24 protein-coding genes are annotated in these 26206 nt (G+C 61.6%); 5 read left to right on the top strand and 19 right to left on the bottom strand.

Annotation, left to right across the window (positions count from 1 at the left end; translation table 11 throughout):
* Positions 1-263, top strand: a 263-nt coding sequence (locus CAL22_RS00005) for a transposase (protein ID WP_143276932.1), incomplete at its 5' end; no start/stop codon positions are given.
* Positions 264-345: 82 nt separating this feature from the next.
* Here CAL22_RS00005 and rpsQ read toward each other — a convergent pair.
* From rpsQ to CAL22_RS00085, 16 genes are all read right to left on the bottom strand, one after another.
* The gene (gene rpsQ / locus CAL22_RS00010; protein WP_094809285.1) at positions 346-627 is read right to left on the bottom strand and encodes a 30S ribosomal protein S17; all 282 of its coding nucleotides are present in this window, start codon (positions 625-627) and stop codon (positions 346-348) included.
* Between the two features lie 2 nt (positions 628-629).
* Positions 630-821, bottom strand: a complete 192-nt coding sequence (rpmC, locus tag CAL22_RS00015; RefSeq protein ID WP_094809287.1) for a 50S ribosomal protein L29 — start codon at positions 819-821, stop codon at positions 630-632.
* Positions 822-832: 11 nt separating this feature from the next.
* The gene (gene rplP, locus CAL22_RS00020) at positions 833-1249 is read right to left on the bottom strand and encodes a 50S ribosomal protein L16 (protein ID WP_094809289.1); all 417 of its coding nucleotides are present in this window, start codon (positions 1247-1249) and stop codon (positions 833-835) included.
* Positions 1250-1251: 2 nt separating this feature from the next.
* Positions 1252-2043, bottom strand: coding sequence for a 30S ribosomal protein S3 (rpsC, locus tag CAL22_RS00025; protein WP_094809291.1), 792 nt, complete (start codon positions 2041-2043; stop codon positions 1252-1254).
* A gap of 9 nt (positions 2044-2052) precedes the next feature.
* Positions 2053-2382 carry a 50S ribosomal protein L22 gene (gene rplV / locus CAL22_RS00030; RefSeq protein WP_005017285.1) on the bottom strand — a complete coding sequence of 110 codons (330 nt, stop codon included), beginning with the start codon at positions 2380-2382 and terminating at the stop codon, positions 2053-2055.
* A 3-nt stretch (positions 2383-2385) separates the two neighbouring features.
* A complete protein-coding gene (gene rpsS / locus CAL22_RS00035; RefSeq protein WP_005017283.1) occupies positions 2386-2661 on the bottom strand; it encodes a 30S ribosomal protein S19 in 276 nt (91 codons plus the stop codon).
* A gap of 12 nt (positions 2662-2673) precedes the next feature.
* Entirely contained in the window at positions 2674-3501 is an 828-nt protein-coding gene (gene rplB / locus CAL22_RS00040) for a 50S ribosomal protein L2 (protein WP_094809293.1), read from the bottom strand.
* Positions 3502-3798 carry a 50S ribosomal protein L23 gene (gene rplW / locus CAL22_RS00045; protein ID WP_005017278.1) on the bottom strand — a complete coding sequence of 99 codons (297 nt, stop codon included), beginning with the start codon at positions 3796-3798 and terminating at the stop codon, positions 3502-3504.
* Complete coding sequence (rplD, locus tag CAL22_RS00050) at positions 3795-4412, bottom strand: 50S ribosomal protein L4 (protein WP_094809295.1); 618 nt, start codon at positions 4410-4412, stop codon at positions 3795-3797. The genes rplW and rplD overlap by 4 nt, the downstream gene beginning before the upstream one ends.
* 4 nt (positions 4413-4416) lie before the next feature.
* Positions 4417-5106, bottom strand: a complete 690-nt coding sequence (gene rplC, locus CAL22_RS00055) for a 50S ribosomal protein L3 (protein ID WP_167383517.1) — start codon at positions 5104-5106, stop codon at positions 4417-4419.
* A gap of 326 nt (positions 5107-5432) precedes the next feature.
* Positions 5433-5744 carry a 30S ribosomal protein S10 gene (gene rpsJ / locus CAL22_RS00060; protein ID WP_003806903.1) on the bottom strand — a complete coding sequence of 104 codons (312 nt, stop codon included), beginning with the start codon at positions 5742-5744 and terminating at the stop codon, positions 5433-5435.
* Positions 5745-5806: 62 nt separating this feature from the next.
* Complete coding sequence (gene tuf, locus CAL22_RS00065) at positions 5807-6997, bottom strand: elongation factor Tu (RefSeq protein ID WP_094809299.1); 1191 nt, start codon at positions 6995-6997, stop codon at positions 5807-5809.
* A gap of 76 nt (positions 6998-7073) precedes the next feature.
* Complete coding sequence (gene fusA / locus CAL22_RS00070) at positions 7074-9176, bottom strand: elongation factor G (protein WP_094809301.1); 2103 nt, start codon at positions 9174-9176, stop codon at positions 7074-7076.
* Positions 9177-9194: 18 nt separating this feature from the next.
* On the bottom strand, positions 9195-9665 hold the full coding sequence (gene rpsG / locus CAL22_RS00075) for a 30S ribosomal protein S7 (RefSeq protein ID WP_012415731.1): 471 nt from the start codon (positions 9663-9665) through the stop codon (positions 9195-9197).
* 167 nt (positions 9666-9832) lie between these two features.
* On the bottom strand, positions 9833-10210 hold the full coding sequence (gene rpsL / locus CAL22_RS00080) for a 30S ribosomal protein S12 (protein ID WP_005017264.1): 378 nt from the start codon (positions 10208-10210) through the stop codon (positions 9833-9835).
* Positions 10211-10646: 436 nt separating this feature from the next.
* Positions 10647-11360: a response regulator transcription factor gene (locus CAL22_RS00085; RefSeq protein ID WP_094809303.1), complete on the bottom strand. Its 714-nt coding sequence runs from the start codon at positions 11358-11360 to the stop codon at positions 10647-10649.
* 274 nt (positions 11361-11634) lie between these two features.
* On the opposite strand from CAL22_RS00085, the gene CAL22_RS00090 reads away from it, so the two are divergent.
* From CAL22_RS00090 to CAL22_RS00100, 3 genes are read left to right on the top strand one after another with little or no spacing between them, the layout of a single operon-like run.
* Entirely contained in the window at positions 11635-12333 is a 699-nt protein-coding gene (locus CAL22_RS00090) for a response regulator transcription factor (protein ID WP_094809305.1), read from the top strand.
* Positions 12334-12382: 49 nt separating this feature from the next.
* Entirely contained in the window at positions 12383-13489 is a 1107-nt protein-coding gene (locus CAL22_RS00095) for a FecR family protein (RefSeq protein ID WP_094809307.1), read from the top strand.
* A gap of 11 nt (positions 13490-13500) precedes the next feature.
* Positions 13501-15804: a CHASE2 domain-containing protein gene (locus CAL22_RS00100; protein WP_094809309.1), complete on the top strand. Its 2304-nt coding sequence runs from the start codon at positions 13501-13503 to the stop codon at positions 15802-15804.
* Positions 15805-15811: 7 nt separating this feature from the next.
* Here CAL22_RS00100 and CAL22_RS00105 read toward each other — a convergent pair whose 3' ends face one another.
* Positions 15812-16984, bottom strand: coding sequence for a hypothetical protein (locus CAL22_RS00105; RefSeq protein WP_094809311.1), 1173 nt, complete (start codon positions 16982-16984; stop codon positions 15812-15814).
* 201 nt (positions 16985-17185) lie between these two features.
* Between CAL22_RS00105 and CAL22_RS00110 the strand changes: the two genes are divergently transcribed.
* Complete coding sequence (locus CAL22_RS00110) at positions 17186-17584, top strand: TssQ family T6SS-associated lipoprotein (protein WP_094809312.1); 399 nt, start codon at positions 17186-17188, stop codon at positions 17582-17584.
* Between the two features lie 149 nt (positions 17585-17733).
* Here CAL22_RS00110 and rpoC read toward each other — a convergent pair whose 3' ends face one another.
* On the bottom strand, positions 17734-21975 hold the full coding sequence (gene rpoC / locus CAL22_RS00115; protein ID WP_094809314.1) for a DNA-directed RNA polymerase subunit beta': 4242 nt from the start codon (positions 21973-21975) through the stop codon (positions 17734-17736).
* The gene (gene rpoB / locus CAL22_RS00120) at positions 21975-26087 is read right to left on the bottom strand and encodes a DNA-directed RNA polymerase subunit beta (RefSeq protein ID WP_094809316.1); all 4113 of its coding nucleotides are present in this window, start codon (positions 26085-26087) and stop codon (positions 21975-21977) included. The genes rpoC and rpoB overlap by 1 nt, the downstream gene beginning before the upstream one ends.
* Positions 26088-26206 lie beyond the last annotated feature (119 nt).

Raw genomic sequence — 26206 nt, forward strand, 5'->3', positions numbered from 1 at the left:
GACCTGCCTGGGCAAAACAAGCCTGGCACCACTGGTGCGAGCAGGCCGAGCAAAGCGGTATAGCCCCCTTGAACACCTTCGCTCAGCGTCTGAAAGGCTATCTGCATGGCATCCTGGCCAGATGCCGGCATCGACTAAACACCAGCATCGTTGAGGGCATCAACAACACCATCAAGGCCATTAAGCGGCGCGCCTACGGGTACCGCGACCAAGAATACTTCTTCCTCAAAATCCGCGCCGCCTTCCCCGGTAATGCTCAATGAACCAAAAAAAAGCGGCGGGGATTGCTCCCTGCCGCTTTTTTTCGTGGCATCCGGGGCGAACCCTGGAATGCCGCGATGCAACTTAGATGATGCGCGCCGCTTCGACCAGACGCACCACACGCCACGCCTTGGAGCGCGAGATGGGGCGGCCTTCTGCGATTTCGACGGTATCGCCTTCGTTGTACTGGTTCGTTTCATCATGGGCCTTGTACTTGGCCGAACGCATGATGATCTTACCGTAGATGGGGTGCTTGACGCGGCGCTCAACGAGCACAACGACAGTCTTGTCCATCTTGTTGCTGACGACCTTGCCGACCAGCGTACGCTGGCGCTTGGTAACCTGGGTGTTTTGCGTTTCGCTCATGTTTATTTCCCTGCCTTCTCGGTCAGCAAGGTACGCACACGCGCGATGTCGCGACGCACGTTGCGCAGCTGGCTGTTGTTGGCAAGCTGCTGCGTAGCCTTCTGCATGCGCAGACCAAATTGCGCCTTCAGCAGGCTCTCGAGCTCTTTGCCCAGCTCGGCGGCGTCTTTCGAACGGAGTTCGCTAGCTTTCATATTTGTACTCCTTAAGCACCGATATGACGCGCGACGAACGTGGTCGAGATCGGCAGCTTCGCGGCGGCCAAGCGGAACGCTTCGCGCGCCAGCTCTTCGCTGACCCCTTCCATTTCGTAGAGCACCTTGCCGGGCTGGATTTCCGCGACCCAGTACTCGGGGTTGCCTTTACCGTTACCCATCCGGACTTCAGCCGGCTTATGCGAGATCGGCTTATCCGGGAAGATACGAATCCAGATACGGCCGCCACGCTTGATGTGACGGTTGATGGCACGACGAGCAGCTTCGATCTGACGGGCGGTCAGACGGCCACGGCCGGTGGCCTTCAGGCCGAATTCGCCGAAGGACACGTTGGCACCGCGAGTCGCCAGGCCGGTGTTGCGGCCTTTCTGCTCTTTGCGATATTTTCTGCGAGACGGTTGCAGCATTGTTATTCTCCTTCAGGCGCCGGAGCCGCGTCCGCCTTACGGGGAGCACGACCACGACCACCCGGACGGCCGTTGCGGGCACCATCCGGACGATCGCCACGGGGGGCGCGACGCGGACGACGCTCTTCTTCACGCGGGGCGGCGGTTTCGGGAGGCAGCTCGCCATTGGCCAGCATATCGCCCTTATAGACCCACACCTTGATGCCGATCACACCGTAGGTGGTGTGGGCTTCGGAGGTGCCGTAGTCGATGTTCGCCTTCAACGTGTGAAGCGGCACGCGGCCTTCGCGATACCACTCGGTACGAGCGATTTCGATACCGTTCAGACGGCCCGAGCTCATGATCTTGATGCCCTGAGCACCCAGGCGCATGGCGTTCTGCATGGCGCGCTTCATGGCGCGGCGGAACATAATGCGCTTTTCGAGCTGCTGGGAGATCGAGTCGGCGATCAACTGAGCGTCGGTTTCCGGCTTGCGGATTTCCTCGATGTTGACGTGCACGGGCACGCCCATCAGACGCTGCAGATCAGCCTTCAGGTTTTCGATGTCTTCGCCACGCTTGCCGATCACCACGCCCGGACGAGCCGAGTAAACCGTGATGCGGGCGTTCTTGGCGGGACGCTCGATGACCACGCGACCGACCGAAGCGCTCTTGAGCTTCTTCTTCAGGTACTCGCGCACGCGGATGTCTTCGGCCAGCATGCCGCCGAAAGCCTTGTCGTCGGCGTACCAACGCGAGGACCAGTTACGGGTGACCGCGAGACGGAACCCAGTGGGGTGAATTTTCTGACCCATCTTGACTCCTTAAGCTCCGACCTTGACCGTAATGTGGCAGGTCTGCTTCTCGATACGGTTGCCACGGCCCTTGGCGCGAGCCGAGAAACGCTTCATCGATTGAGCCTTGTCCACATAAATCGTGGTGACCTTCAGCTCGTCGATATCAGCGCCTTCGTTGTGCTCAGCGTTGGCGATGGCGGACTCGACAGCCTTCTTCAGGATGCCGGCAGCCTTCTTCGGCGAGAAGTTGAGGATGTTCAGCGCCTGAGCGACCGACTTGCCGCGGATGAGATCCGCAACCAGACGGGTTTTCTGCGCCGAGATGTGAACCCCACGGATAATGGCAGTAGTTTCCATCGCTTACCTCTTCGCCTTCTTGTCCGCGGCATGACCCTTGAACGTACGGGTCAGGGCGAACTCGCCAAGCTTGTGACCGACCATGTTCTCGTTGATGTAAACGGGAACGTGCTGGCGGCCATTGTGCACAGCGATCGTCAGACCGATGAACTCGGGCAGGATCGTGGAACGGCGCGACCAGGTTTTGATCGGCTTTTTGTCTTTGCCCGTCACGGCCGCTTCCACCTTTTTGATCAGGTGCGCGTCGACAAACGGGCCTTTCTTGATCGAACGTGACATAGTGTTCGCCTCTTACTTGCGCTTGCGCCGTTGAACGATCATATTGTTCGTCCGCTTGTTGCGACGGGTCTTGAAACCCTTCGCCGGAGTACCCCACGGGCTGACCGGCTCGCGAGCTTCACCGGTACGGCCCTCACCACCACCGTGCGGGTGGTCGATCGGGTTCATGGCGACACCACGGACCGTCGGGCGGATACCGCGCCAACGCATGGCACCGGCCTTACCGATTTGGCGCAGGCTGTGTTCTTCGTTACCGACTTCACCGATGGTGGCGCGGCACTCAATGTGCACGCGACGCACTTCACCAGAGCGCAGACGGACCTGAGCGTAGGTGCCTTCACGGGCCATCAGGACGGCGGAGGCGCCGGCCGAACGAACCATCTGAGCACCCTTGCCGGGGATCATCTCGACGCAGTGAATCGTCGTACCCACCGGGATGTTGCGGATGGGCAGCGTGTTGCCGGCGCGGATCGGGGCTTCGACGCCCGAGATCAGCGTGGCACCCACTTCCACACCACGCGGAGCGATGATGTAGCGACGCTCGCCATCGGCGTAGCACAGCAGGGCGATGTGAGCCGTGCGGTTGGGGTCATATTCCAGACGCTCAACCTTCGCAGGGATACCGTCCTTGTTGCGACGGAAGTCGACAACACGGTAGTGCTGCTTATGGCCACCGCCACGATGACGGATCGTGATGTGACCGTTGTTGTTACGGCCCGAACCACGGATCTTCTTTTCGAGCAGAGCGGCGTGAGGCGCACCCTTGTGCAGCTTGGGGCTGACGACCTTCACCATGCCACGGCGGCCAGCCGAGGTCGGCTTTACTTTAACGAGGGCCATTTACTTCACCTCCGCAAAGTCGATTTCCTGGCCGTCCTTGAGCGAGACGTAGGCCTTGCGCTCATTGCGACGACGACCAACGAAACGGCCAAAGCGCTTGACTTTGCCCTTACGGTTGAGGACCTGCACGGCTTCGACCTGCACCTTGAAGAGCAGTTCGACGGCAGCCTTGATCTCCGGCTTGGTAGCGTCAGCCACCACACGGAAAGCGATTTGCTGGTTCTTCTCGGCGACGAACGTGGCTTTTTCAGTCACGACCGGCGCGAGAATGACTTGCATCAAGCGTTCGGCGTTCATCCGAGCATCTCCTCGAGTTGCGCGATGGCCGGCTTGGTGATCAGCACTTTCTTGTAGTGGATCAGCGACAGCGGATCGGCATAGCGGGGCTCGACCACGGCAACGTGCGGCAGGTTGCGAGTGGCGAGGTAAACATTTTCATCCACCGTATCGGTGATGATCAGCACGGAATCCAGGCCCAGGGTCTTCAGCTTTTCGGCTGCCAGCTTGGTCTTGGGCGACTCGAGCGAGAAGGTGTCAACCACGGCGATGCGGTCTTCACGAGCCAACTGCGACAGAATCGAGCGGATCCCGGCGCGGTACATCTTCTTGTTGACCTTCTGGCTGAAGTTTTCTTCAGGCGAATTCGGGAACGTGCGACCACCCCCACGCCACAGCGGCGACGAAGTCATACCGGCGCGAGCGCGGCCGGTACCCTTCTGGCGCCAGGGCTTCTTGGTGGAGTGCTTGACTTCAGCGCGGTCTTTCTGAGCGCGGTTGCCGCTGCGAGCGTTGGCCTGGAAGGCAACAACGATCTGGTGCACCAGCGCTTCGTTGAAGTCGCGGCCGAAGACGGTGTCGGGCGCGCTAAACGTCGCGGCCTGACCTTGGTCGTTCAGGAGCTTGAGATCCATTTACTTACGCCCCCTTCTTGGCCGGCGCTTTGATGGCCGGACGCACGATGACATCGCCACCCGCGTGGCCGGGGACTGCGCCCTTGACCAACAGCAGGCCGCGCTCAGCGTCGACACGAACGACGTCGAGGTTCTGAACCGTACGGGTGACATCGCCCAGATGGCCAGCCATGCGCTTGCCGGGGAAAATGCGGCCCGGATCTTGTGCTTGGCCGATGGAGCCAGGCACGCGGTGCGAACGCGAGTTACCGTGCGAGGCACGTTGCGAGCCGAAGTGGTGGCGCTTGATGGTACCGGCAAAGCCTTTACCAATCGTGGTGCCCGTCACGTCGACTTGTTGACCGGCTTCAAAGACGGATTCCACGGCGATGACCGAGCCAGCTGCAAATTCAGCAGCGCGCGCGGGATCGAGACGGAATTCCTTCAGGTTGCTGCCGGCTTCAGCGCCAGCCTTAGCGAAGTGACCGGCCTCAGCCTTGGTCACGCGCGAGGCGCGGCGATTGCCATAAGTCACTTGGATGGCGGCGTAGCCGTCGGTTTCCAGGGACTTGACTTGGGTCACGCGGTTGTTGGACACGTCCAGCACAGTGACCGGGATGGACTCGCCTTCCTCGGTAAAAATGCGGGTCATGCCGACCTTGCGACCCACCAAACCCAGCCGATGGGCGGCGGGCGTGGGCGTCGTATTCGACATTGTTTTCTCCATTCCCGACTGCGATTGGTCGGGGCTAATCAGGTAAAGGGTAACGGCCCTCACCCTACAGGACTAAGTACCAGGCCAACGCTTTTGCAGGCTGCCGGCCATAGTTATTCTTGCCACAAAATGGCAAGCTTCACATATTAGCATGTTTTTTGTAGCTGGCACAAGCACTTAGCGTTTTAGCCAAGCCGTGTCGGGCTGCCGCGACAGCGACAGAATCGGGCCGGATAATTGCCCGGAAAAACAAAATGGCCGCACTCCGAGGAGATGCGGCCATTTTTCGGAACGCGCGCCAGGCGCGCACCCCGTTTTGCCTTGCTTTACTGCAGAGCGATCTCGACGTCGACACCGGCCGGCAAGTCCAGACGCATCAGGGCGTCAACGGTCTTGTCGGTGGGATCCACGATGTCCATCAGGCGCTGATGGGTGCGGATCTCGAACTGGTCGCGCGACGTCTTGTTGACGTGCGGCGAACGCAGAACGTCGTAACGACGGATGCGCGTGGGCAGGGGAACCGGACCGCGGACGACAGCGCCGGTACGCTTGGCGGTGTCAACGATTTCCGCTGCGGACTGATCGATCAGTTTGTAATCGAAGGCCTTCAGACGGATGCGGATCTTTTGGTTTTTCATGGCGTTTCCTAAAGAACGAAAAACGAAGGCGGTCGGTAGCCTGACCGCCCTCGTGATGGGTATTACTTGAGGATCTTGGCGACGACGCCGGCGCCGACGGTACGACCGCCTTCACGGATGGCGAAACGCAGACCTTCTTCCATGGCGATGGGGGCCAGCAGCTTGACCGTCATCGTCACGTTGTCGCCCGGCAGAACCATTTCCTTGTCCTGCGGCAGATCGATCGTGCCCGTCACGTCCGTCGTACGGAAGTAGAACTGCGGACGATAGCCGTTGAAGAACGGGGTGTGGCGGCCGCCTTCTTCCTTGGACAGAATGTACACCTCGGCCGTGAAGTCCGTGTGCGGGTTGATCGAACCCGGCTTGGCCAGAACCTGGCCACGCTCCACGTCTTCGCGCTTGGTGCCGCGCAGCAGAATGCCCACATTGTCGCCCGCTTGACCTTGGTCCAGCAGCTTGCGGAACATTTCAACGCCCGTGCAAGTCGTCTTCACCGTCGGCTTGATGCCCACGATTTCGATTTCTTCACCAACCTTGACCACGCCACGCTCGATACGACCCGTGACCACCGTGCCGCGACCCGAGATCGAGAACACGTCTTCCACAGGCATCAGGAACGCGCCATCAATCGCACGCTCAGGCGTCGGGATGTACGAATCCAGTGCAGCGGCCAGCGCCAGAATGGCTTGCTCGCCCAGTTCGCCCTTGTCGCCTTCCAGCGCCAGCTTGGCCGAACCCTTCACGATCGGCGTGTCATCGCCCGGGAAGTCGTACTTCGACAGAAGTTCGCGAACTTCCATCTCCACCAGCTCCAGCAGCTCGGCGTCGTCAACCATGTCAGCCTTGTTCAGGAAGACAATGATGTACGGCACGCCAACCTGGCGGCTCAGCAGGATGTGCTCACGCGTCTGCGGCATCGGGCCGTCAGCGGCCGAAACCACCAGAATCGCGCCGTCCATCTGCGCCGCGCCCGTGATCATGTTCTTCACATAGTCAGCGTGGCCCGGGCAGTCAACGTGCGCGTAGTGACGCGATTCCGTTTCGTACTCGACGTGTGCCGTGTTGATCGTAATACCACGGGCCTTCTCTTCCGGCGCCGCGTCAATCTGGTCGTAACCCTTGGCTTCGCCACCGAACTTCGTCGACAGCACCGTCGTGATCGCCGCCGTCAACGTCGTTTTGCCGTGGTCAACGTGACCAATCGTACCCACGTTCACGTGCGGCTTGGTACGTTCAAACTTGCCTTTTGCCATGATCTATATCCTTTAACTTTCAAGGAAACTTGGATATTTGCCGCGCCCCGGATCATGGGGTCGCGGCGACGGTTATTTACTTGGCCCGAGCGGCGATGACTTCGTCAGCGACGTTCTTGGGAGCCTCGGAGTAATGCTTGAATTCCATCGTGTACGTGGCACGACCTTGCGTCAGCGAACGCAGGTTGGTGGCGTAACCGAACATCTCGGCCAGAGGAACCTCTGCCTTGATGATCTTACCGCCGCCGACCATATCGTCCATACCCTGGACCATGCCGCGGCGCGAGGACAGATCGCCCATCACGCTGCCAGCGTAGTCTTCCGGCGTTTCGACTTCAACAGCCATCATCGGTTCGAGCAGGACCGGGCTGGCCTTGCGCATACCTTCCTTGAAAGCCATCGAGCCGGCCATCTTGAACGCGTTTTCGTTCGAGTCCACATCGTGGTACGAACCAAAGAACAGCGTGACCTTCACGTCCACGACCGGGTAGCCAGCCAGAATACCTGCAGGCAGGGTTTCCTGGATGCCCTTGTCCACCGCGGGGATGAATTCGCGAGGAACCACACCGCCCTTGATGGCATCGACGAACTCGAAGCCGCCGCCCGGGGGCAACGGTTCGACCTTGAGCACCACGTGACCGTACTGACCGCGACCGCCCGACTGCTTGACGAACTTGCCTTCGACTTCTTCGCAGACCTTACGGATGGTTTCGCGATAGGCCACCTGGGGCTTGCCGACGTTGGCTTCCACGCCGAATTCGCGCTTCATGCGGTCAACAAGAATTTCCAGGTGCAGCTCGCCCATGCCCGAAATGATGGTCTGGCCGGATTCTTCGTCGCTGCGCACGCGGAACGACGGATCTTCCTGAGCCAGACGCGACAGGGCCAGGCCCATCTTTTCCTGGTCAGCCTTCGACTTGGGTTCGACGGCCTGCGAAATCACAGGCTCGGGGAACTCCATGCGCTCCAGCGTGACATGGGAATCGATGTCGCACAGCGTTTCGCCGGTGGTCACGTCCTTCAGACCCACCACGGCGGCGATGTCGCCAGCGAGAACTTCCTTGATTTCTTCGCGGTTGTTCGCGTGCATCTGCAGAATACGGCCGATACGCTCTTTCTTGCCCTTGATGGGGTTGAAAACCGTGTCGCCCGACTTCAGCACGCCCGAGTAGACGCGCACGAAGGTCAACTGACCCACGAACGGATCGCTCATCAGCTTGAACGCCAGCGCCGAGAACTTCTCTTCGTCGTTGGCGCTGCGCTTGACTTCGTTGCCGTTGTCATCGGTGCCTTCGACCGGCGGAATATCCACAGGCGAGGGCAGGTAGTCGATGACCGCGTCCAGCATGCGCTGCACGCCCTTGTTCTTGAAGGCGGTGCCGCACAGCATCGGCTGGATTTCGCCAGCGATGGTGCGTTGACGGATGGCGTTGTTGATCTCAGCCTCGTCCAGCGAACCGGTTTCGAGGTACTTGTTCATCAGTTCCTCGGACGATTCGGCGGCCGCTTCGACCAGCTTCTCGTGCCACTCTTCAGCGTCGGCTTGCAGTTCGGCCGGGATGTCGGCGTAGTCGAACTTCGTGCCTTGGCTGGCTTCGTCCCAAATGATGGCCTTCATCTTGACCAGATCGATCACGCCAGTGAACGTGTCTTCGGCGCCGATGGGGATCACGATGGGCACGGGGTTGGCACGCAGGCGGGTGCGCAGCTGCTCGTAGACCTTGAAGAAGTTGGCGCCAGTACGGTCCATCTTGTTCACGAAGGCCAGACGGGGCACACCGTACTTGTTGGCTTGGCGCCAAACGGTTTCCGATTGAGGCTGAACGCCGCCCACGGCGCAGTACACCATGCAAGCACCGTCCAGGACGCGCATGGAACGCTCCACCTCGATGGTGAAGTCCACGTGCCCCGGGGTGTCGATGATGTTGATGCGGTGCTCGGGATAGTTGCCGGCCATGCCGCGCCAAAACGCCGTCGTAGCCGCCGACGTAATGGTGATGCCACGCTCTTGCTCTTGCTCCATCCAGTCCATGGTGGCTGCGCCATCATGCACTTCGCCAATCTTGTGATTGACGCCGGTATAGAACAGGATGCGTTCGGTCGTGGTGGTCTTCCCTGCATCGATGTGCGCAGAGATACCAATGTTGCGATAGCGCTCGATCGGGGTTTTGCGGGCCATGGTGGATTAATCCTTAAATTACCAGCGGAAATGGCTGAAAGCCTTGTTGGCTTCGGCCATCTTGTGCGTGTCTTCGCGCTTCTTCATTGCGGCGCCACGACCTTCAGAGGCGTCGATCAGTTCGCCAGCCAGACGCAGATCCATCGACTTTTCGCCACGCTTCTTGGCGGCTTCACGGAGCCAACGCATAGCCAGGGCCAGGCGGCGCACGGGGCGCACTTCAACCGGCACTTGGTAGTTGGCACCGCCAACGCGGCGGCTCTTGACTTCGACGATCGGCTTGATGTTGTTGATGGCCAGCGTGAAGACTTCAATCGGCTCTTTGCCGGTCTTGGTCTGGACTTGAGCCAGGGCACCGTAGACGATGCGCTCAGCGACGGCCTTCTTGCCGTCCAGCATCACAACGTTCATGAACTTGGCGAGCTCGACGCTGCCGAACTTCGGATCGGGCAGAATCTCGCGCTTGGGTACTTCGCGACGACGGGGCATTTTTGCTTCCTTGTGTCTGTTCAGTTGAACCGCGCTTTCACACGGCCATGGTCATCCATACAGAATGACCCCTTACGTGCTGCACACTATTCCAGCGTTCACTGGCGCAGCTGCACACTCTCCGGGCCACGGGTCCTCCCGCAACCTGGGTACTGCGGCGAAGGTGATTAGGCCTTCTTCGGGCGCTTGGCACCGTACTTCGAACGAGCTTGCTTACGGTCCTTGACGCCTTGCAGGTCAAGGGAGCCGCGCACGATGTGATAACGCACACCGGGCAAGTCCTTCACACGACCGCCACGCACCAGAACGACCGAGTGCTCCTGCAGGTTGTGGCCTTCGCCGCCGATGTACGAAATGACTTCGTAACCGTTGGTCAGACGCACCTTGGCAACCTTACGCAGAGCGGAGTTCGGCTTCTTGGGGGTGGTGGTGTAGACACGGGTGCAAACGCCACGGCGCTGGGGGCAATTCTCCAGCGCGGGGCTCTTGCTCTTGATGATGCTGACTTCGCGCGGCTTGCGCACGAGTTGGCTAATGGTAGGCATGACCTTTGAAATCCCTTTTACGTACCACTGGTAAGTACTTACGTACTATGTCCTCCGGACGCCTGATGCTAAGACGCCTGGCGGAGGCAGTTTGCGCAAAACCGCCTCTGACGTGGGTGACGTAAAAGAGCGGGTCTTGCAGACAAGCGCGCAAAGTGTGAGAGATGCCTGTTTCACTGCTATTACCCACACAGGCATCGCTAGCCAAAACCATCTGGTGATGACAAAGCTGGCAGCCCTGGTGTGGGTGGGTGCGGACAAAACTACCCGAACTCGTGACGCATCCGGCAGTCTTGCTCAATCCGCAGCACCTGTACTTTGCACGCGCATAAAGCAGTAAGCCCTTTAGCTTAGCGTAGTTATCCACCGCTGTCAAAGGCTGTGCGCAAAAAATGCGCGGGATGACGGAACGCTGCGCGGCGGACTCCGACCCCGTTTAATCCTGCGCGAACAGATACCCGCTGCCGTAGACCGTGCGGATAGGCAGAATCAGGCCTGCCAGCTCCGCCTTGCGCCGCAACCGGCTGATGACCACGTCGATGCTGCGCGCCCCCGTCATGCGGTTGACGCTGCCCTCGGCGCCGAGGTCCGCGCCCAACACGCTGCGGCTGACGGCGCGCCCTTCGGCTTGCAGCAGCGTCCGCACGAGCAGCCTTTCGTTGGCAGAAAGCGACAGCGTGGCGCCGGTGGGCGCGGCCAGCGTCCAGTCCTGATCGCGCAGCTCCCATTTGCCGCCGGGCACCACATCGCCATGCGCCTGATCGGCGGCATGATCCTGCCAGGATGGCAGGCGGCGCGCCAGGGCGAGCAGGATACAGGCCAGCTCCCGATCGTCGACCGGCTCGGACAGCGCCGCATCCGCGCCGCTTTGCAGGCAGCGCAGGCGGGTTTCGACCGGCATGGCCTCACCTTTGACGATGACGCCCAGCTCTGCCGCCCCGCGCAGCCTTGCGATAAGGGCGAACCCGAGTTCGCCCAGCTCGCTCACGTCGAGCACCACGATGTCGTAGTGCGCTTCGTTGAGCAGGCTGAATAGTTCCAGCGGCGTGGAACAGCCTTTGGTGGAGATTCCCGCTTGCAGCAGTACCGAGATACTACGAGCGCGGCTGGCCGAATCCGGCACCATGATTAAAGCGCTCAATTGCTTCATGACCAGGCCCTATTTCACCTAGAAATCGTTGCCCGCACCGCGGGTGCAGCCTGGCGGCAGACCCTGATGCGATTGGCGATAGTGTGACGCTCTGTTGCGTCTGTCGGCCAGTCAAGATTCGTCAACTTTGCAATGATTAACACTCTTGTTTCATGGGTTTATCGCAAAAATCAGAGCATGTGTGACAACGAGTATGATGGCGAAGTCAGAGCATCGTGAAGCCGCGATTGCTCAGGCCTGCCGCACCGGTCCCACCCTTACAGAAGCACGGCCCATGAGAATCGCCTCATTAGAAGATGACCTGGACCAAGCCCAGCAAATACAGCAATTGCTAGAGCAAGCCGGCTACGAATGCAGCAGTTTCCAACAGAGCCAGGATTTGCTGGCCGCGCTGCGCACAGAGACTTTCGACCTGATCCTGGTCGACTGGCAAGTGCCCGATATGGATGGCGATGAAGTCGTTCGTTATTTGCGTTCGCGCTATGGCATGAGCCTGCCCATCATTTTCCTGACCAGCCGCAATCAGGAAGAGGATCTGGTGCAAGGATTGCAGGCTGGCGCCGACGACTACATCGTCAAGCCGCTACGCCCGGCCGAACTGCTGGCGCGCATCGCCGCGCTGTGGCGCCGCATGCAACCGGCCACGCGCGACAACCCGCCGTTCGATGTGGGCCCCTATCACATTGATCCGGCGCGCCATGTCATCGAACTGCGTGGCGAATCCATCAATCTGGCGCCCAAAGAGTACGAACTGGCGCTGCTGTTTCTGCGCAATCTCGGCCGCCTGCTCTCACGCGATTTGCTGGCCGAGACGGTCTGGAACCGGGAGATCCCTCCCACCTCCCGCACCCTCGACACACATCTGTCCAATGTGCGGCAGAAGCTGCAACTGCGCCCCCAGAATGGTTTGCGTTTGAGCTCTTCCTACGCCTTGGGCTATCGCCTCGAAACGGTCACCGAACCAACGTCTTGATCGCTGCGCAGCCCGGCTGCGCGCGCCCTCACCTCCCCAGGAGATCGCTATGAACCGGAGTATCCGGTGTGCGTTCCTGTCGCTGAGCATTGCTCTGGCCGCCTGTGCGGTTCAGGCTCAGCCGGCAGGCGCTTTGAATGAAGACTTCATCTATCGGATCAAGCCCGGCGACACCCTGAGCAGCCTGGCCACCAGGTATACCGGCAAGGCAGGCAATTGGCCGGCGCTGCAGCAGATCAACAAGATCGCCGATACGCTGGCCTTGCCGGTCGGGTTGGAGTTGCGCATTCCTCTGTCCATGATCCCCGAGGTCAAGGGTTCGGCCAAGGTCGTCAGTCTCACGGGCAGCGCCACCCTCGATGGGCAGCCACTCAGCCCGCAGGCGGCGCTGCCCGAGGGCGGCGTGCTGGCGACCGGAGAACGCAGCTTTCTCACGGTGCGCCTGTCCGACGGCAGTGAAATCACGCTGCCGCCCCACAGCATCGTGCGCCTGCAGCACCTGCGCCGCTTCGAGCACGTGCCGCTGACAGATACGGTGATCTCCGTGGAACAAGGATCGATGGAGTCCCGGGTCGCGCCGCAGGGCGAGGGGGTGGGACGGTTCGAGATTCGCGCGCCGGTCGCCGTCACGGGCGTGCGCGGCACGCGTTTTCGCGTTGTGGCCGATGGCCAGGGCGCCGCGCAAAGTGTTCTGGAAGGAAACATCCGTGTGCAAGCCCATGCGCGCGATCAGGCACCCGCTCAGGCCATCACCGTGCGCGAAGGCCAGGCAGCGCGCATCAGCGCCGAAGGCAGGATGCTGGGTATACAGCCGTTGTTGCCCGCCCCCGAGCTTGGCGTTCCGCAGCGCGCCGCGGGCGGCTGGACCAGCAGTGTGTCGGCGGTACCCGGCGCGCAAGCCTATGAAGTACGCGTATCGCGCGACGCGCAGGGCATGCACGTGATCTCGGCCCAGCGCTTTGCCACGGCGCAGATCAACTTTACCGCGCCAGGGCCCGGCACCTATTATGTCAACGTCAGCGCGATCGATCAGACCGGGCTGGCGGGCTACGAGGCAAGGCAGACATTCGAAGGGGCCCTGGCCCTGTTGAGCAGTGATGGCCTGCCCATAGGTAGCGGAACAGGAGATCTGATCACCTTGCAGCAATACTACTGACAGGGGCAATCATGCCTGCCGATGGACGCGCGCTCACGCGCCGCTCGGGCTTCATCCTGACGGCGCTGCTCACGCTGCTGGCCGCGTTGCTGGGCAGTTTCTCCGGCCTGGGCCGCATCGACCAGACGCTGTACGACCGGGCTCAATCGCTGATCGAGCAGCCCGCGCAGGCCAACATCATCCTGGTCGCCATCGACGATGACAGCATCGCCGCGCTGGGCCGTTGGCCCTGGAAGCGTCAAGTGCACGCGGCCTTGCTCGACAAGTTACGCGAAGCGCGCGCCGTCGGGCTGGACCTGATTTTTTCCGAAGCCGACCGGGATGACCCTGCTGCCGACGCCGCCCTGGCCCAAGCCATCCGCGCGCACGGCCGCGTGGTGCTGCCCATTGTTCTGAACAACCTCAATGCGGCGGCACGCTTTCAGGCCCCGCTGCCCGCGCTGGCCCGCTCCGCCGCCGAAATGGGGTTCATCAATATCCCGGTCGACAAAGACGGCGTGGTGCGCCGCACGGCCTGGCAACGCACCATCGACGACAGTCTATGGACCCACTTTTCGCTCGCCATGCTGCGCGCCGGCGGCCAGCGCGACCAGGCAGAGCGCTTCCGCGCCGCCCGCAAGGACCAGGGAACCGAACTGATCCCGTTCGCCGGCCCGCCCGGCCACTATCCCGCCGTGGCCTACCGGGATGTGATCGACGGCCGTATCCCCCCCAGCCGCTTTCGCGATCAGTACGTCATCGTTGGGTCTTGGGCGACCGGCTTGACCGATACCTTTCCCACACCGGTTTCCCATCATGCCAGCGGCATGGCTGGCATGGAGATCCTCGCCAACTTGCTGCAAGCCGCCGCACAGGATCGTGCGCTGCGCACGGCTTCGCCCTGGCAAGGCGCGCTGGCCTGCGCCTTGCCGGTCCTGCTGCTGTGCCTGCTGATGCGGCACGGTTCGCCCAAGCTGTCGCTGGCCCTCAATGGGGCTTTGCTCATCCTCGTGCTGCCCGTGACGGCACTGCTGCTGCGCTATGGGCAGATATGGTTCCCGCCATCGGCTGCCCTCTTCAGCCTGGCCTTGTGTTATCCCATCTGGAGCTGGCGCAGCCAGGAAGCCGTGTTGCATTACATGGACGATGAGCTCAAGCGTCTGCGCAAGGAGTATGCGCCAGTGCTGGATCAGCGCAGCGCCGCGCTGTTGCTGGGCCACCGCTCGGTGGAAGACCGATTGAGCCAGTTCCGCCGGGCGCTTGCCCTGGTGCGCAACCTGCGCCAAGTCCTGACCGATGGTCTCAATGGCTTGCCCGACGCGACGCTGGTTTTCGATCAGGATGGCCTGGTGCAGTTTCGCAATCGCGCCGCGGCGCAGTTTTTCCGGCAGCTCAAATTACGCCCTCCGCATGCCGGCCAGCCGCTGGACGATATGCTCACGCCGCTGCAGGTCTCGGCCGCGATGCGCGAGCGCATCGCCGGCTTTACCGTCGAAGCTGCCACCAAAGCGCCGCGTTCGGGCTGGAGCGTCGAGGTGGAGACGCGCATCTGCCATAGCAAGGATGTGATCTTCAAATGCGCCCCCATCCACTCGGGCGAAGGCCAATTCGTGGGCACCATCATGACGCTGAGCGACATCAGCGAAATTCGCCATGCCGAACGTCAGCGGGAAGAGACCCTGCGCTTCATCTCCCACGACATGCGCGCACCGCAGAACTCCATCCTGGCCTTGGTCGCCATGCATGAAAGCGATCCGGCCGGTCAGGATCAAACGGCCACGCTGCAGCGCATTGCCCAACTCTCGCGGCGCACGCTGGATCTGGTCGACGGCTTCGTGCAACTCACCCGCGCTGAATCCATGAAGATCCATCTCACGAGTCTGGACATGGCCGACTTGCTGCGTGAGGTCTGCGATGATTTCTGGGGCCCCTCCCGCGAACGCGGCATCGCCATCGAGGTGCGCGAACCCCTGCCGCCGGCTTTCGTGATGGCCGACCAGACCCTGCTGCGGCGGGCCATCGCCAATCTGCTGGACAACGCCATCAAGTACAGCCCCAGAGACAGCCGCATCGTCTGCACCATCGAGGCCGAGCCCACGCAATGGCGCTTGAGCATCGCGGATCAGGGCCCAGGCATCGCCGCCAATGAACAGGAGCGGATATTCCAGCCTTTTGTACGGGTTGCTTCAGCCGCGCAAAGCGATGCCGGCGGCGCGGGTTTGGGTCTGGCCTTTGTGCGCACGGTCGCCGAGCGGCATCAAGGTCAGGCCCTCGTTCGCAGCACGCCAGGCCAAGGCTCGGTCTTTACGCTGCGACTCCCGCGTCAGGAGCCGTAACACCCGCTCAAGGGAATACGTGGCTGATCGACGCGCTGCTGCCGGGTTTGACGTCGAGCGTGACGCGATACGGCGAGAGGTCGGCGTTGCGTACCACGACGTTGTACTTGCCCGGCGCGAGCTTCAGCTCGCGCAAGGGCGGCGACACGCCGCGATGCACCCCGTTGATCCACACCTCGCCCCAGGGTTGAATGTTCACAGCCACCGCGATGCGCGCCACGGCGGCATTGGGCTTTTGCAGCAACTCCCCGGGGGATGCGCTTGCGGGCGGCGAACTATCGCGAGGCGGCGGCGCAGCAGACTCGGCTAAAGCCGCCGCGCCCGGCGCCGCCGGCGGCGCGGCTGGAGCGTCGGGCGGGACGGCGGCCGGCCCTTGCGCAGCGGGCTGCGGCGCCGTGGCATTCAATACCAATTGAGAATGCGCGATGACCGGCGACGGGGTCGCCGCCAGCCTGTCCCACCAGTACATCCCCACGCCGGCAGCAACCAGCAACAGCACGACCGCCAGCACCAGGCGCCGCGAGCGCGACGTCGCCGGTTGAACCGCGACATACTCTGTGCGCGGAATGGACGGCCGCAAGGTCAATGGCGGAATGAGTGCCAGCTCGGCCGCGTCGACGGCAGGGGCGAAGGCCAGGCTGTCGGCAAACGCCGCGATCGATGCCGGCCTGTCCGCCGGTTTGAGCGCCAACCCCGCGTCGATGGCGCGCAGAAAATCCGGGTCATAGCGTTTAAGGCCTTGCTGAGCCAACGGCTGATAGCCATCGTGCTCGATACGCTCCATCGCGGGCGGTGGCAGAAATCCGGTGATCAACGAATGTGACACCGCACAGAGGCTGTAGATATCGCTCCAGGGCCCGCGCGGCCATTGCGCCGCCTGCAGATAGAACTCATAGGGCGCAAAGCCCGCCGCGGTAGTGGGCGCCAGGCCTTCGAGCTGGCGCGGCTGAGTATCGACGGCCATGAGGTGGGCGCGGCCGTTTTCGTCCAGGCCCACCGAGGAAGTCGTGATATCGCCGCAGATCCGGCCACGGTCGTGCAAGGACTGCAACGGCGCGAACAATTCGCCGAGGAGCCGCTTGATACGCGCCTGCGGAACGCCCCCACCTGCCGTGGCGGCAATGGCGTTTAATGGCCGGTGGGCCAACGGAGCAGCGCCGGCGAACGGGCTGCGCGACATTGATGGTCCTGCTGGTGGAGACATTTCAATCAAATATGCGCGGCGTAAAATATCCGCGGCCACTACGAGCCCTGAAAGATTTCCGCACGGCAATCACACAACAGATTGTCGCCATCTGCTTATTATGCCACCCACGGCGCCCTTCTTTGCGCGTGCTTGCCGGCAAGCATAAACTAGCCTCTCCACGGATCGAGATTCCAGTTGAAACGTATAAAGACCCAACTGTATCCGCTCGGCATGCTTGCCTTGCTGCTCGGGCTATCCGCCTGTTCCAGCCTGCGCACCGCCACCGAGCGCCCCCCCACCGTTGCCGCGCTTGGCGCGCTCGAAGAGGTTCAGACCGCCTACCAGGCGGGCCGGTACGGCGAGGTCATCCTCTATGTCGCCCGATCGGATGACCTGGATCAGGCGCCGGCCAGTGTCAAAATCCCCGCGCTCAAGTTGCAGGCTTTCAGCTATTGCGTGAGCAACTATCTCCAGCTCTGCGAAGATGCCTTCGCCCGTATTCTGGCCATCGACCCGGGTTTCGAATTAAAGCCCGCGGAGATTGGACACCCCATCTGGGGCCCGGCCTACCAACGGGCCAAACAGGCGATCTGACCTGCTTCGCTCCGGCCAATAGAAAAGCCAGCCCCAAGGGGCTGGCTTTTCTGCTTTGGACACCACACGCCGGCGCACAGCGCCCGCAAAGAAAACTGCCGGCACGCGGCCGGCAGTTTTCTCCTCACAGCCGAAGCTGCTGGGGTGGCTTATTCAGCCGGCGTCTCATCATCGGAAGACAGCGGACCATCCGATTCGATGACGGCCGTGACCGGCGCGTCCTCGAAGGGGTTGGCCTGCTGGCGAGCCGCTTCGCGTTCGGCCGCTTCCAGCGCTTCCTTGTCCTTGCGGGCAAGGTGATAGGCCAGACCGGTACCCGCCGGAATAAGGCGGCCCACGATGACGTTCTCTTTCAGGCCACGCAGGTCGTCGCGCTTGCCCATGATGGCCGCTTCGGTCAGCACGCGGGTCGTTTCCTGGAACGAGGCCGCGGAGATGAAGGAGTCCGTGGACAGCGAGGCCTTCGTGATACCCAACAGAACGTTGTCGTAATGCGCCGGACGCTTCTCGTCGGCCACCACGCGATCGTTCTCGTTGAGCAACTCGGAGCGCTCGACCTGTTCGCCCGGGATGAAATCCGCATCGCCCGGATCGGTGATGTTCACACGACGCAGCATCTGACGAACAATCACTTCGATGTGCTTGTCGTTGATCTTCACGCCTTGCAGACGGTAGACGTCCTGGACCTCGTCAACGATATAGGTCGCCAGCTTCTCGATACCCTGCAGACGCAGGATGTCGTGCGGGTCGGCCGGGCCGTCGACGATCATTTCGCCCTTGTTCACCACCTGGCCGTCGTGCACCAGAACCTGCTTTTCCTTCGGAATCAGGAACTCGTGGCTGACGCCTTCCAGGTCGGTGATGACCAGACGCTGCTTGCCCTTGGTGTCCTTGCCGAAGGAGACCGTGCCCGTGACTTCGGCAAGCATGCCGGCGTCCTTGGGCGAACGGGCTTCGAACAGTTCGGCCACACGCGGCAGACCGCCGGTAATGTCGCGCGTCTTTTGCGATTCTTGAGGAATACGCGCCAGCACTTCACCGACAGCGACCTGCTGACCGTCACGCACCGTGATCAGCGCGCCCACCGGGAAGGAGATGTTCACCGCATGGTCGGTACCCGCGATGCGCACGTCTTCGCCGTTGTCATTGACCAGCTTGATCTGCGGACGCATGACCGTCTTGCCGCCACGCGTCTTGGGCGTGATGACGACCAGCGTGGACAGACCCGTGACTTCGTCGACCTGCTTGGCCACGGTCACGCCTTCTTCGATGTTCTCGAAGCGCACGGCGCCACCGTATTCGGACACGATCGGACGGGTCAGCGGATCCCACGTTGCCAGACGCGTACCGGCCTTGACGCCCTCGCCATCGCCCACCAGCACGGTTGCGCCGTAGGGGATCTTGTGGCGTTCGCGTTCGCGGCCGTTGTCGTCATAGATCGCCAGTTCGCCAGAGCGCGAAATCGCAACGCGTTCGCCCTTGGCGTTGGTCACGTAACGCATGGTGCTGGCAAAGCCGACCGTACCGTTGGACTTGGTTTCCACCGCGCTGGCCAGCGCCGAACGCGAAGCCGCACCACCGATGTGGAAGGTACGCATCGTCAGCTGGGTACCCGGCTCACCGATGGACTGCGCGGCGATAACGCCAACCGCTTCACCCACGTTGACCGGCGAACCACGACCCAGGTCGCGGCCATAGCAATGCGCGCACAAGCCGTGACGGGTTTCGCACGTCAGCGGCGTACGGACCTTGACTTCGTCCACACCGATGCGATCGATCAGATCGACCAGATCTTCGTCCAGCAAGGTGCCGGCGGTGATCGCGGTTTCCTGGCTGTCCGGATTGACGATGTCGATCGCGGCCACACGACCCAGAATGCGGTCGCGCAAGGGCTCGATGACTTCGCCGCCTTCGACCAGGGCCTTCATCGAGTAGCCGTGCGAGGTGCCGCAGTCGACTTCGGTGATGACCAGATCCTGGGTGACGTCGACCAGACGACGGGTCAGGTAACCCGAGTTGGCGGTCTTCAATGCCGTATCGGCCAGACCCTTACGCGCGCCGTGAGTGGAAATGAAGTACTGAAGTACGTTCAGACCTTCACGGAAGTTAGCGGTAATGGGCGTCTCGATGATGGAGCCGTCCGGCTTGGCCATCAGGCCCCGCATACCGGCCAACTGACGGATCTGGGCGGCCGAACCGCGAGCGCCCGAGTCAGCCATCATGTAGATGGAGTTGAAGGATTCCTGGCGCACTTCTTCGCCATGACGGTTGACGACCGGCTCGGTGGCCAGTTGTTCCATCATCGCCTTGCCGACCTTATCGCCGGCCTTGCCCCAGATATCCACCACGTTGTTGTAGCGCTCTTGCGAGGTGACCAGACCCGACGAGTACTGCTTGTCGATTTCCTTCACTTCGCGGCTGGCTTCGGCCAGGATGACTTCCTTGGCCTTGGGAATCAGCATGTCTTCCATGGCGATGGAAATACCACCACGGGTAGCCAGGCGGAAACCGGACTGCATCAGCTTGTCGGCGAAGATCACCGTGTCGCGCAGACCGCAGCGGCGGAACGACTGGTTGATCAGACGCGAGATTTCTTTCTTCTTCAGGGCCTTGTTCAGGACCGTGAACGGCAGACCGCGCGGCAGGATTTCGGACAGCAGGGCACGACCGACCGTCGTTTCATGACGGCGGATGACCGGTTGCCATTCGCCCTGCTCGTCACGCTCGTGCTCCTTCAGGCGCACGGTGATGCGGGTTTGCAGTTCGACTTCGCCGTTGTCGTAAGCGCGCTGGACTTCAGCCACGTCAGCGAAGAAGATGCCTTCGCCACGGCCGTTGACGCGCTCACGGGTCGTGTAATACAGACCCAGCACGATATCCTGCGACGGCACGATGGACGGTTCGCCGTTGGCCGGGAACAGCACGTTGTTCGACGCCAGCATCAGCGTGCGCGCTTCGAGCTGAGCTTCCAGCGACAGCGGCACGTGAACGGCCATCTGGTCACCGTCGAAGTCGGCGTTGAACGCCGCGCAAACCAGCGGGTGCAGCTGGATGGCCTTGCCTTCGATCAGCACCGGTTCGAACGCCTGGATACCCAGGCGGTGCAGCGTCGGCGCGCGGTTGAGCATGACCGGGTGTTCGCGGATCACCTCTTCGAGGATGTCCCACACCACCGGTTCCTGGCTTTCGACCAGTTTCTTGGCAGCCTTGATGGTCGTGGCCAGGCCCATCATCTCCAGACGATTGAAGATGAACGGCTTGAACAGTTCCAACGCCATCAGCTTGGGCAGACCGCACTGGTGCAACTTGAGCTGCGGACCCACCACGATGACCGAACGGCCCGAGTAGTCCACCCGCTTACCCAGCAGGTTCTGACGGAAACGACCGCTCTTGCCCTTGATCATGTCGGCCAGGGACTTGAGCTGGCGCTTGTTGGCGCCCGTCATGGCCTTGCCGCGGCGACCGTTGTCCAGCAAGGAGTCAACGGCTTCCTGCAGCATGCGCTTTTCGTTGCGCAGGATGATCTCGGGCGCCTTCAGTTCGAGCAGGCGCTTGAGGCGGTTGTTGCGGTTGATGACGCGACGATAGAGATCGTTCAGGTCGGAGGTCGCGAAGCGGCCGCCATCCAGCGGCACCAGCGGACGCAGGTCCGGCGGCAGCACGGGCAGCACTTCCATGACCATCCAGTCAGGCTTGATGCCCGACTTCTGGAAGCCTTCCAGCACCTTCAGGCGCTTGGAAATCTTCTTGATCTTGGCTTCGGAGCTGGTGGCCTTGAGCTCGCCGCGCAGCGTTTCGACTTCGCGATCGATATCGATGGTGCGCAGCAGTTCGCGCACGGCTTCTGCACCCATCAGGGCACGGAAGTCGTCGCCATATTCCTCGGTCTTGGCCAGGAAATCGTCGTCCGACATGATCTGACCGCGCTTGAGCGGCGTCATGCCAGGTTCGATCACGCACCAGGCTTCAAAGTACAGAACGCGCTCGATATCGCGCAGCGTCATGTCCAGGACCATGCCCAGACGCGACGGCAGGCTCTTGAGGAACCAGATGTGCGCGACGGGGCTGGCCAGCTCGATGTGGCCCATGCGTTCGCGGCGAACCTTGGCGACGGTGACTTCCACGCCGCACTTTTCGCAGATCACGCCGCGGTGCTTCAGGCGCTTGTACTTGCCGCACAAGCACTCGTAGTCCTTGATCGGGCCAAAAATCTTGGCGCAGAACAGACCATCGCGCTCCGGCTTGAAGGTGCGGTAGTTGATCGTCTCGGGCTTACGGACTTCGCCGTAAGACCACGAACGGATCTTCTCCGGCGAGGCGATGCCAATCTTGATGGCATCAAATTGCTCGTCTTGCGAGACTTGCTTGAAGAGATCGAGTAGCGCTTTCATTAGTTACGCTCCAAATCCATGTCCAGGGCCAGCGAGCGGATTTCCTTGACCAGCACGTTAAACGATTCCGGCATGCCGGCATCGATGACGTGATCGCCCTTGACGATGTTTTCGTAAACCTTGGTGCGGCCGGTGATGTCATCGGACTTCACGGTCAGCATTTCCTGCAGGGTGTAGGAAGCGCCATAGGCCTCCAGTGCCCACACTTCCATTTCCCCGAAGCGCTGGCCACCGAACTGCGCCTTACCACCCAGCGGCTGCTGGGTAACCAGCGAGTACGGGCCGGTCGAACGGGCGTGCATCTTGTCGTCGACCAAGTGGTGCAGTTTCAGGTAATGCATGTAGCCGATGGTGACCGGGCGCTCGAATTTCTCGCCGGTGCGGCCGTCGAACAACCAGGCCTGAGCACGCGACGGCGTCAGTTGCATGCGCTTGGCGACGTCGTCCGGATAAGCCAGCTCGAGCATCATGCCAATTTCTTCTTCGGTCGCGCCGTCGAAGACCGGAGTCGCGAACGGCACACCCTTCTTCAGGTTGTTGGCCAGTTCGATGACTTCGTCGTCGGACAGCTCGGTGATGCGCGCGCCGGTACCGGTCGTGTTGTAGACCTTTTCCAGGTAAGAACGGATGTTCTTGATCTGGGCCGTACGCTCGTCTTGCAGCAGGTCGGCGATACGCTGACCCACGCCCTTGGCAGCCCAGCCCAAGTGAACTTCCAGCACCTGACCGACGTTCATCCGCGACGGCACGCCCAGCGGGTTCAGGACGATGTCCGCGGTGGTGCCATCCGCCATGTGCGGCATGTCTTCGACCGGGGTGATACGCGAGACCACACCCTTGTTACCGTGACGGCCGGCCATCTTGTCGCCAGGCTGCAGACGACGCTTGACGGCCAGATAGACCTTGATCATCTTGAGCACGCCCGGGGGCAGCTCATCGCCTTGCGTCAGCTTCTTGCGCTTCTCTTCGAAGGCGAGATCAAACTGGTGACGCTTCTGCTCCAGCGATTCCTTGGCCTGTTCGAGGATGACAGCGTGCGGCTCGTCGGCCAGACGGATATCAAACCACTGCCAGCGGTCCAGATCGGCCAGATAGGCCTTGGTGACGGTGGCGCCCTTGGCCAGCTTGCGCGGGCCGCCATTGACGGCCTTGCCCACCAGCAGCTTCTCGATACGATCGAACTGGTCGTTCTCGACGATGCGCAGCTGGTCGTTCAGGTCCTGGCGGTAGCGGCGCAGTTCATCGTCAATGATGGACTGAGCGCGCTTGTCGCGCACGATGCCTTCGCGGGTGAAGACCTGCACGTCGATCACGGTGCCGGTCATGCCCGAGGGCACGCGCAGCGAGGTGTCCTTAACGTCGGAGGCCTTCTCGCCGAAGATGGCGCGCAGCAGCTTCTCTTCCGGCGTGAGCTGGGTTTCGCCCTTGGGCGTGACCTTGCCCACCAGCACGTCATCGGCGCTGACTTCGGCGCCGATGTAGACGATGCCCGACTCATCCAGACGGTTGAGCTGGGTTTCGGCCAGGTTGCTGATGTCGCGCGTGATTTCCTCAGGCCCGAGCTTGGTATCGCGAGCGACCACGGTCAGCTCTTCGATGTGGACCGAGGTATAGCGGTCGTCGGCAACGACGCGTTCGGAGATCAGGATCGAATCTTCGAAGTTGTAGCCGTTCCAGGGCATGAACGCGATCAGCATGTTCTGGCCCAGAGCGAGTTCGCCCAGGTCCGTCGATGCGCCGTCGGCCAGCACGTCACCCTTGGCGACGCGATCGCCACGCTTGACGATAGGACGCTGGTTGATGTTGGTGTTCTGGTTGGAACGGGTGTACTTGATGAGGTTGTAGATATCCACACCCACTTCGCCCGCGACGTTTTCTTCGTCGTTGACGCGGATCACCACACGCTCGGCGTCGACGTGGTCGACCAGACCGCCGCGCAGCGCCTGCACGGTCGTGCCCGAGTCCACCGCGACGGTGCGCTCGACGCCGGTGCCGACCAGCGGCTTTTCCGGACGCAGGCAAGGCACGGCCTGGCGCTGCATGTTGGCGCCCATCAGTGCACGGTTGGCGTCATCGTGCTCCAGGAACGGAATCAGCGAAGCCGCGACCGAAACGATCTGCGACGGCGCCACGTCCATGTAGTGCACGTTGACCGGCGAGGTCAGCATGGTTTCGCCGGCTTCACGGCAAGCCACCAGGTCATCGACGAAGTGGCCTTCGGCGTCCAGCGCGGCGTTGGCCTGCGCGATCACGTAGTGGCTTTCTTCGATGGCCGACAGATAATCGATCTGGTCGCTGACCTTGCCATCGATGATCTTGCGGTACGGCGTTTCCAGGAAGCCATACTCGTTCAGGCGCGCATACAACGCCATCGAGTTGATCAGACCGATGTTCGGGCCTTCCGGCGTTTCGATCGGGCAGACGCGGCCGTAGTGGGTCGGATGCACGTCGCGGACTTCAAAGCCGGCGCGCTCGCGGGTCAGACCGCCAGGTCCCAGGGCGGAAACGCGACGCTTGTGCGTGATTTCCGACAGCGGGTTGGTCTGGTCCATGAACTGCGACAACTGGCTCGAACCGAAGAACTCCTTGATGGCGGCCGAGATCGGCTTGGAGTTGATCAGATCGTGCGGCATCAGGTTTTCCGTCTCGGCCTGGCCCAGACGTTCCTTGACGGCGCGCTCGACGCGCACCAGGCCGGCACGGAATTGGTTCTCGGCCAGTTCGCCCACGCAACGCACGCGGCGATTGCCCAGGTGATCGATGTCGTCGATCTGGCCACGGCCGTTACGCAGCTCAACCAGCACCTTGATGGTTTCAAGGATGTCTTCGTTGGTCAGCGTCATCGGACCATTGGCGTCATCGCCACGGCCCAGACGGCTGTTGACCTTCATGCGGCCCACGCGCGACAGATCGTAGGTTTCTTCGCTGTAGAACAGGCGCTGGAACAAAGCCTCGACCGCTTCTTCGGTCGGCGGCTCGCCAGGACGCATCATGCGGTAGATCGCCACACGCGCAGCGGTCTGGTCGGCGGTTTCATCGGTGCGCAGGGTCTGCGAGATGTAGGGACCGCGGTCCAGGTCGTTGGTGTAGAGCGCCTGCAGATCCAGCACCTTGGCATCGCGCATGGCGGCCAGCACGCTTTCGGTGATCTCGTCATTGGCATGCGCGATCACTTCGCCGGTGTCGGCGTCGACGACGTTCTTGGCCAGCACGCGGCCGTAGAGGAAGTCTTCGGGCACGGAGATGCGCTGGATGCCGCCGTTGGCGAGATCGCGCAGGTGCTTGGCGTTGATACGCTTGTCTTTTTCGACGATGACCTTGCCGGAACGATCGCTGATGTCGAAACGGGCCATTTCGCCCTTCCAACGCTCAGGGACGAATTCCATCATGGCGCCTTCGCTCTTCAACTCGAAATTGTCGAAGTCGAAGAAATGGGCCAGGATGGCTTCCGGCGTCATGCCGATGGCCTTGAGCAGGATCGTGACCGGCATCTTGCGGCGACGGTCCACGCGGAAGAACAGCACGTCCTTGGGATCGAACTCGAAGTCCAGCCACGACCCACGGTAGGGGATCACGCGGGCCGAGAACAGCAGTTTGCCCGAGCTGTGGGTCTTGCCGCGGTCATGCTCGAAGAACACGCCAGGCGAGCGGTGCAGCTGTGACACGATGACACGTTCCGTGCCATTGATCACGAAGGAACCCGTGCTGGTCATGAGCGGAATTTCGCCCATGTAGACTTCCTGTTCCTTCACTTCCTTGATGGTCGGCTTGCTGACTTCGCGGTCAAGCAGCACCAGGCGAACCTTGGCGCGCAGGGGCGAAGCGTAGGTCAGGCCACGTTGCTGACATTCCTTGACATCGAACACCGGTTCGCCAAGCGCGTAGCTGACGAACTCCAAGCGCGCCATACCGTTGTGGCTAACGATCGGGAAAATCGACGAAAACGCCGCCTGCAGGCCTTCATTGACCCGTTCCGCGGTGGCGGTCTCGGCTTGCAGGAAAGTTAGGTAGGATTGAAGTTGCGTGGCGAGAAGAAACGGAACGTTTTGAACGTCTTCACGCTTGGCGAAACTTTTGCGGATGCGCTTTTTTTCGGTGTACGAGTAAGGCATGAGCACTCCGACTCGAGGTTGCATGGGCCGTCAACCACGGCCCCAGGTGATACGACTCCAGGAAACACCCCTAAAACTGCACGATCAGGAGGGGTTTCCTGGAAACGCAAAAGCCCGGG

It is taken from the genome of Bordetella genomosp. 12, from assembly GCF_002261355.1.
Lineage (GTDB): Bacteria > Pseudomonadota > Gammaproteobacteria > Burkholderiales > Burkholderiaceae_B > Bordetella.

Coding starts and splice junctions, on each gene's coding strand:
- rpsQ (WP_094809285.1), bottom strand. CDS start 627: ATGAGCGAAACGCAAAACACCCAGGTTACCAAGCGCCAGCGTACGCTG.
- rpmC (WP_094809287.1), bottom strand. CDS start 821: ATGAAAGCTAGCGAACTCCGTTCGAAAGACGCCGCCGAGCTGGGCAAA.
- rplP (WP_094809289.1), bottom strand. CDS start 1,249: ATGCTGCAACCGTCTCGCAGAAAATATCGCAAAGAGCAGAAAGGCCGC.
- rpsC (WP_094809291.1), bottom strand. CDS start 2,043: ATGGGTCAGAAAATTCACCCCACTGGGTTCCGTCTCGCGGTCACCCGT.
- rplV (WP_005017285.1), bottom strand. CDS start 2,382: ATGGAAACTACTGCCATTATCCGTGGGGTTCACATCTCGGCGCAGAAA.
- rpsS (WP_005017283.1), bottom strand. CDS start 2,661: ATGTCACGTTCGATCAAGAAAGGCCCGTTTGTCGACGCGCACCTGATC.
- rplB (WP_094809293.1), bottom strand. CDS start 3,501: ATGGCCCTCGTTAAAGTAAAGCCGACCTCGGCTGGCCGCCGTGGCATG.
- rplW (WP_005017278.1), bottom strand. CDS start 3,798: ATGAACGCCGAACGCTTGATGCAAGTCATTCTCGCGCCGGTCGTGACT.
- rplD (WP_094809295.1), bottom strand. CDS start 4,412: ATGGATCTCAAGCTCCTGAACGACCAAGGTCAGGCCGCGACGTTTAGC.
- rplC (WP_167383517.1), bottom strand. CDS start 5,106: ATGTCGAATACGACGCCCACGCCCGCCGCCCATCGGCTGGGTTTGGTG.
- rpsJ (WP_003806903.1), bottom strand. CDS start 5,744: ATGAAAAACCAAAAGATCCGCATCCGTCTGAAGGCCTTCGATTACAAA.
- tuf (WP_094809299.1), bottom strand. CDS start 6,997: ATGGCAAAAGGCAAGTTTGAACGTACCAAGCCGCACGTGAACGTGGGT.
- fusA (WP_094809301.1), bottom strand. CDS start 9,176: ATGGCCCGCAAAACCCCGATCGAGCGCTATCGCAACATTGGTATCTCT.
- rpsG (WP_012415731.1), bottom strand. CDS start 9,665: ATGCCCCGTCGTCGCGAAGTACCCAAGCGCGAGATTCTGCCCGATCCG.
- rpsL (WP_005017264.1), bottom strand. CDS start 10,210: ATGCCTACCATTAGCCAACTCGTGCGCAAGCCGCGCGAAGTCAGCATC.
- CAL22_RS00085 (WP_094809303.1), bottom strand. CDS start 11,360: ATGAAGCAATTGAGCGCTTTAATCATGGTGCCGGATTCGGCCAGCCGC.
- CAL22_RS00090 (WP_094809305.1), top strand. CDS start 11,635: ATGAGAATCGCCTCATTAGAAGATGACCTGGACCAAGCCCAGCAAATA.
- CAL22_RS00095 (WP_094809307.1), top strand. CDS start 12,383: ATGAACCGGAGTATCCGGTGTGCGTTCCTGTCGCTGAGCATTGCTCTG.
- CAL22_RS00100 (WP_094809309.1), top strand. CDS start 13,501: ATGCCTGCCGATGGACGCGCGCTCACGCGCCGCTCGGGCTTCATCCTG.
- CAL22_RS00105 (WP_094809311.1), bottom strand. CDS start 16,984: ATGTCGCGCAGCCCGTTCGCCGGCGCTGCTCCGTTGGCCCACCGGCCA.
- rpoC (WP_094809314.1), bottom strand. CDS start 21,975: ATGAAAGCGCTACTCGATCTCTTCAAGCAAGTCTCGCAAGACGAGCAA.
- rpoB (WP_094809316.1), bottom strand. CDS start 26,087: ATGCCTTACTCGTACACCGAAAAAAAGCGCATCCGCAAAAGTTTCGCC.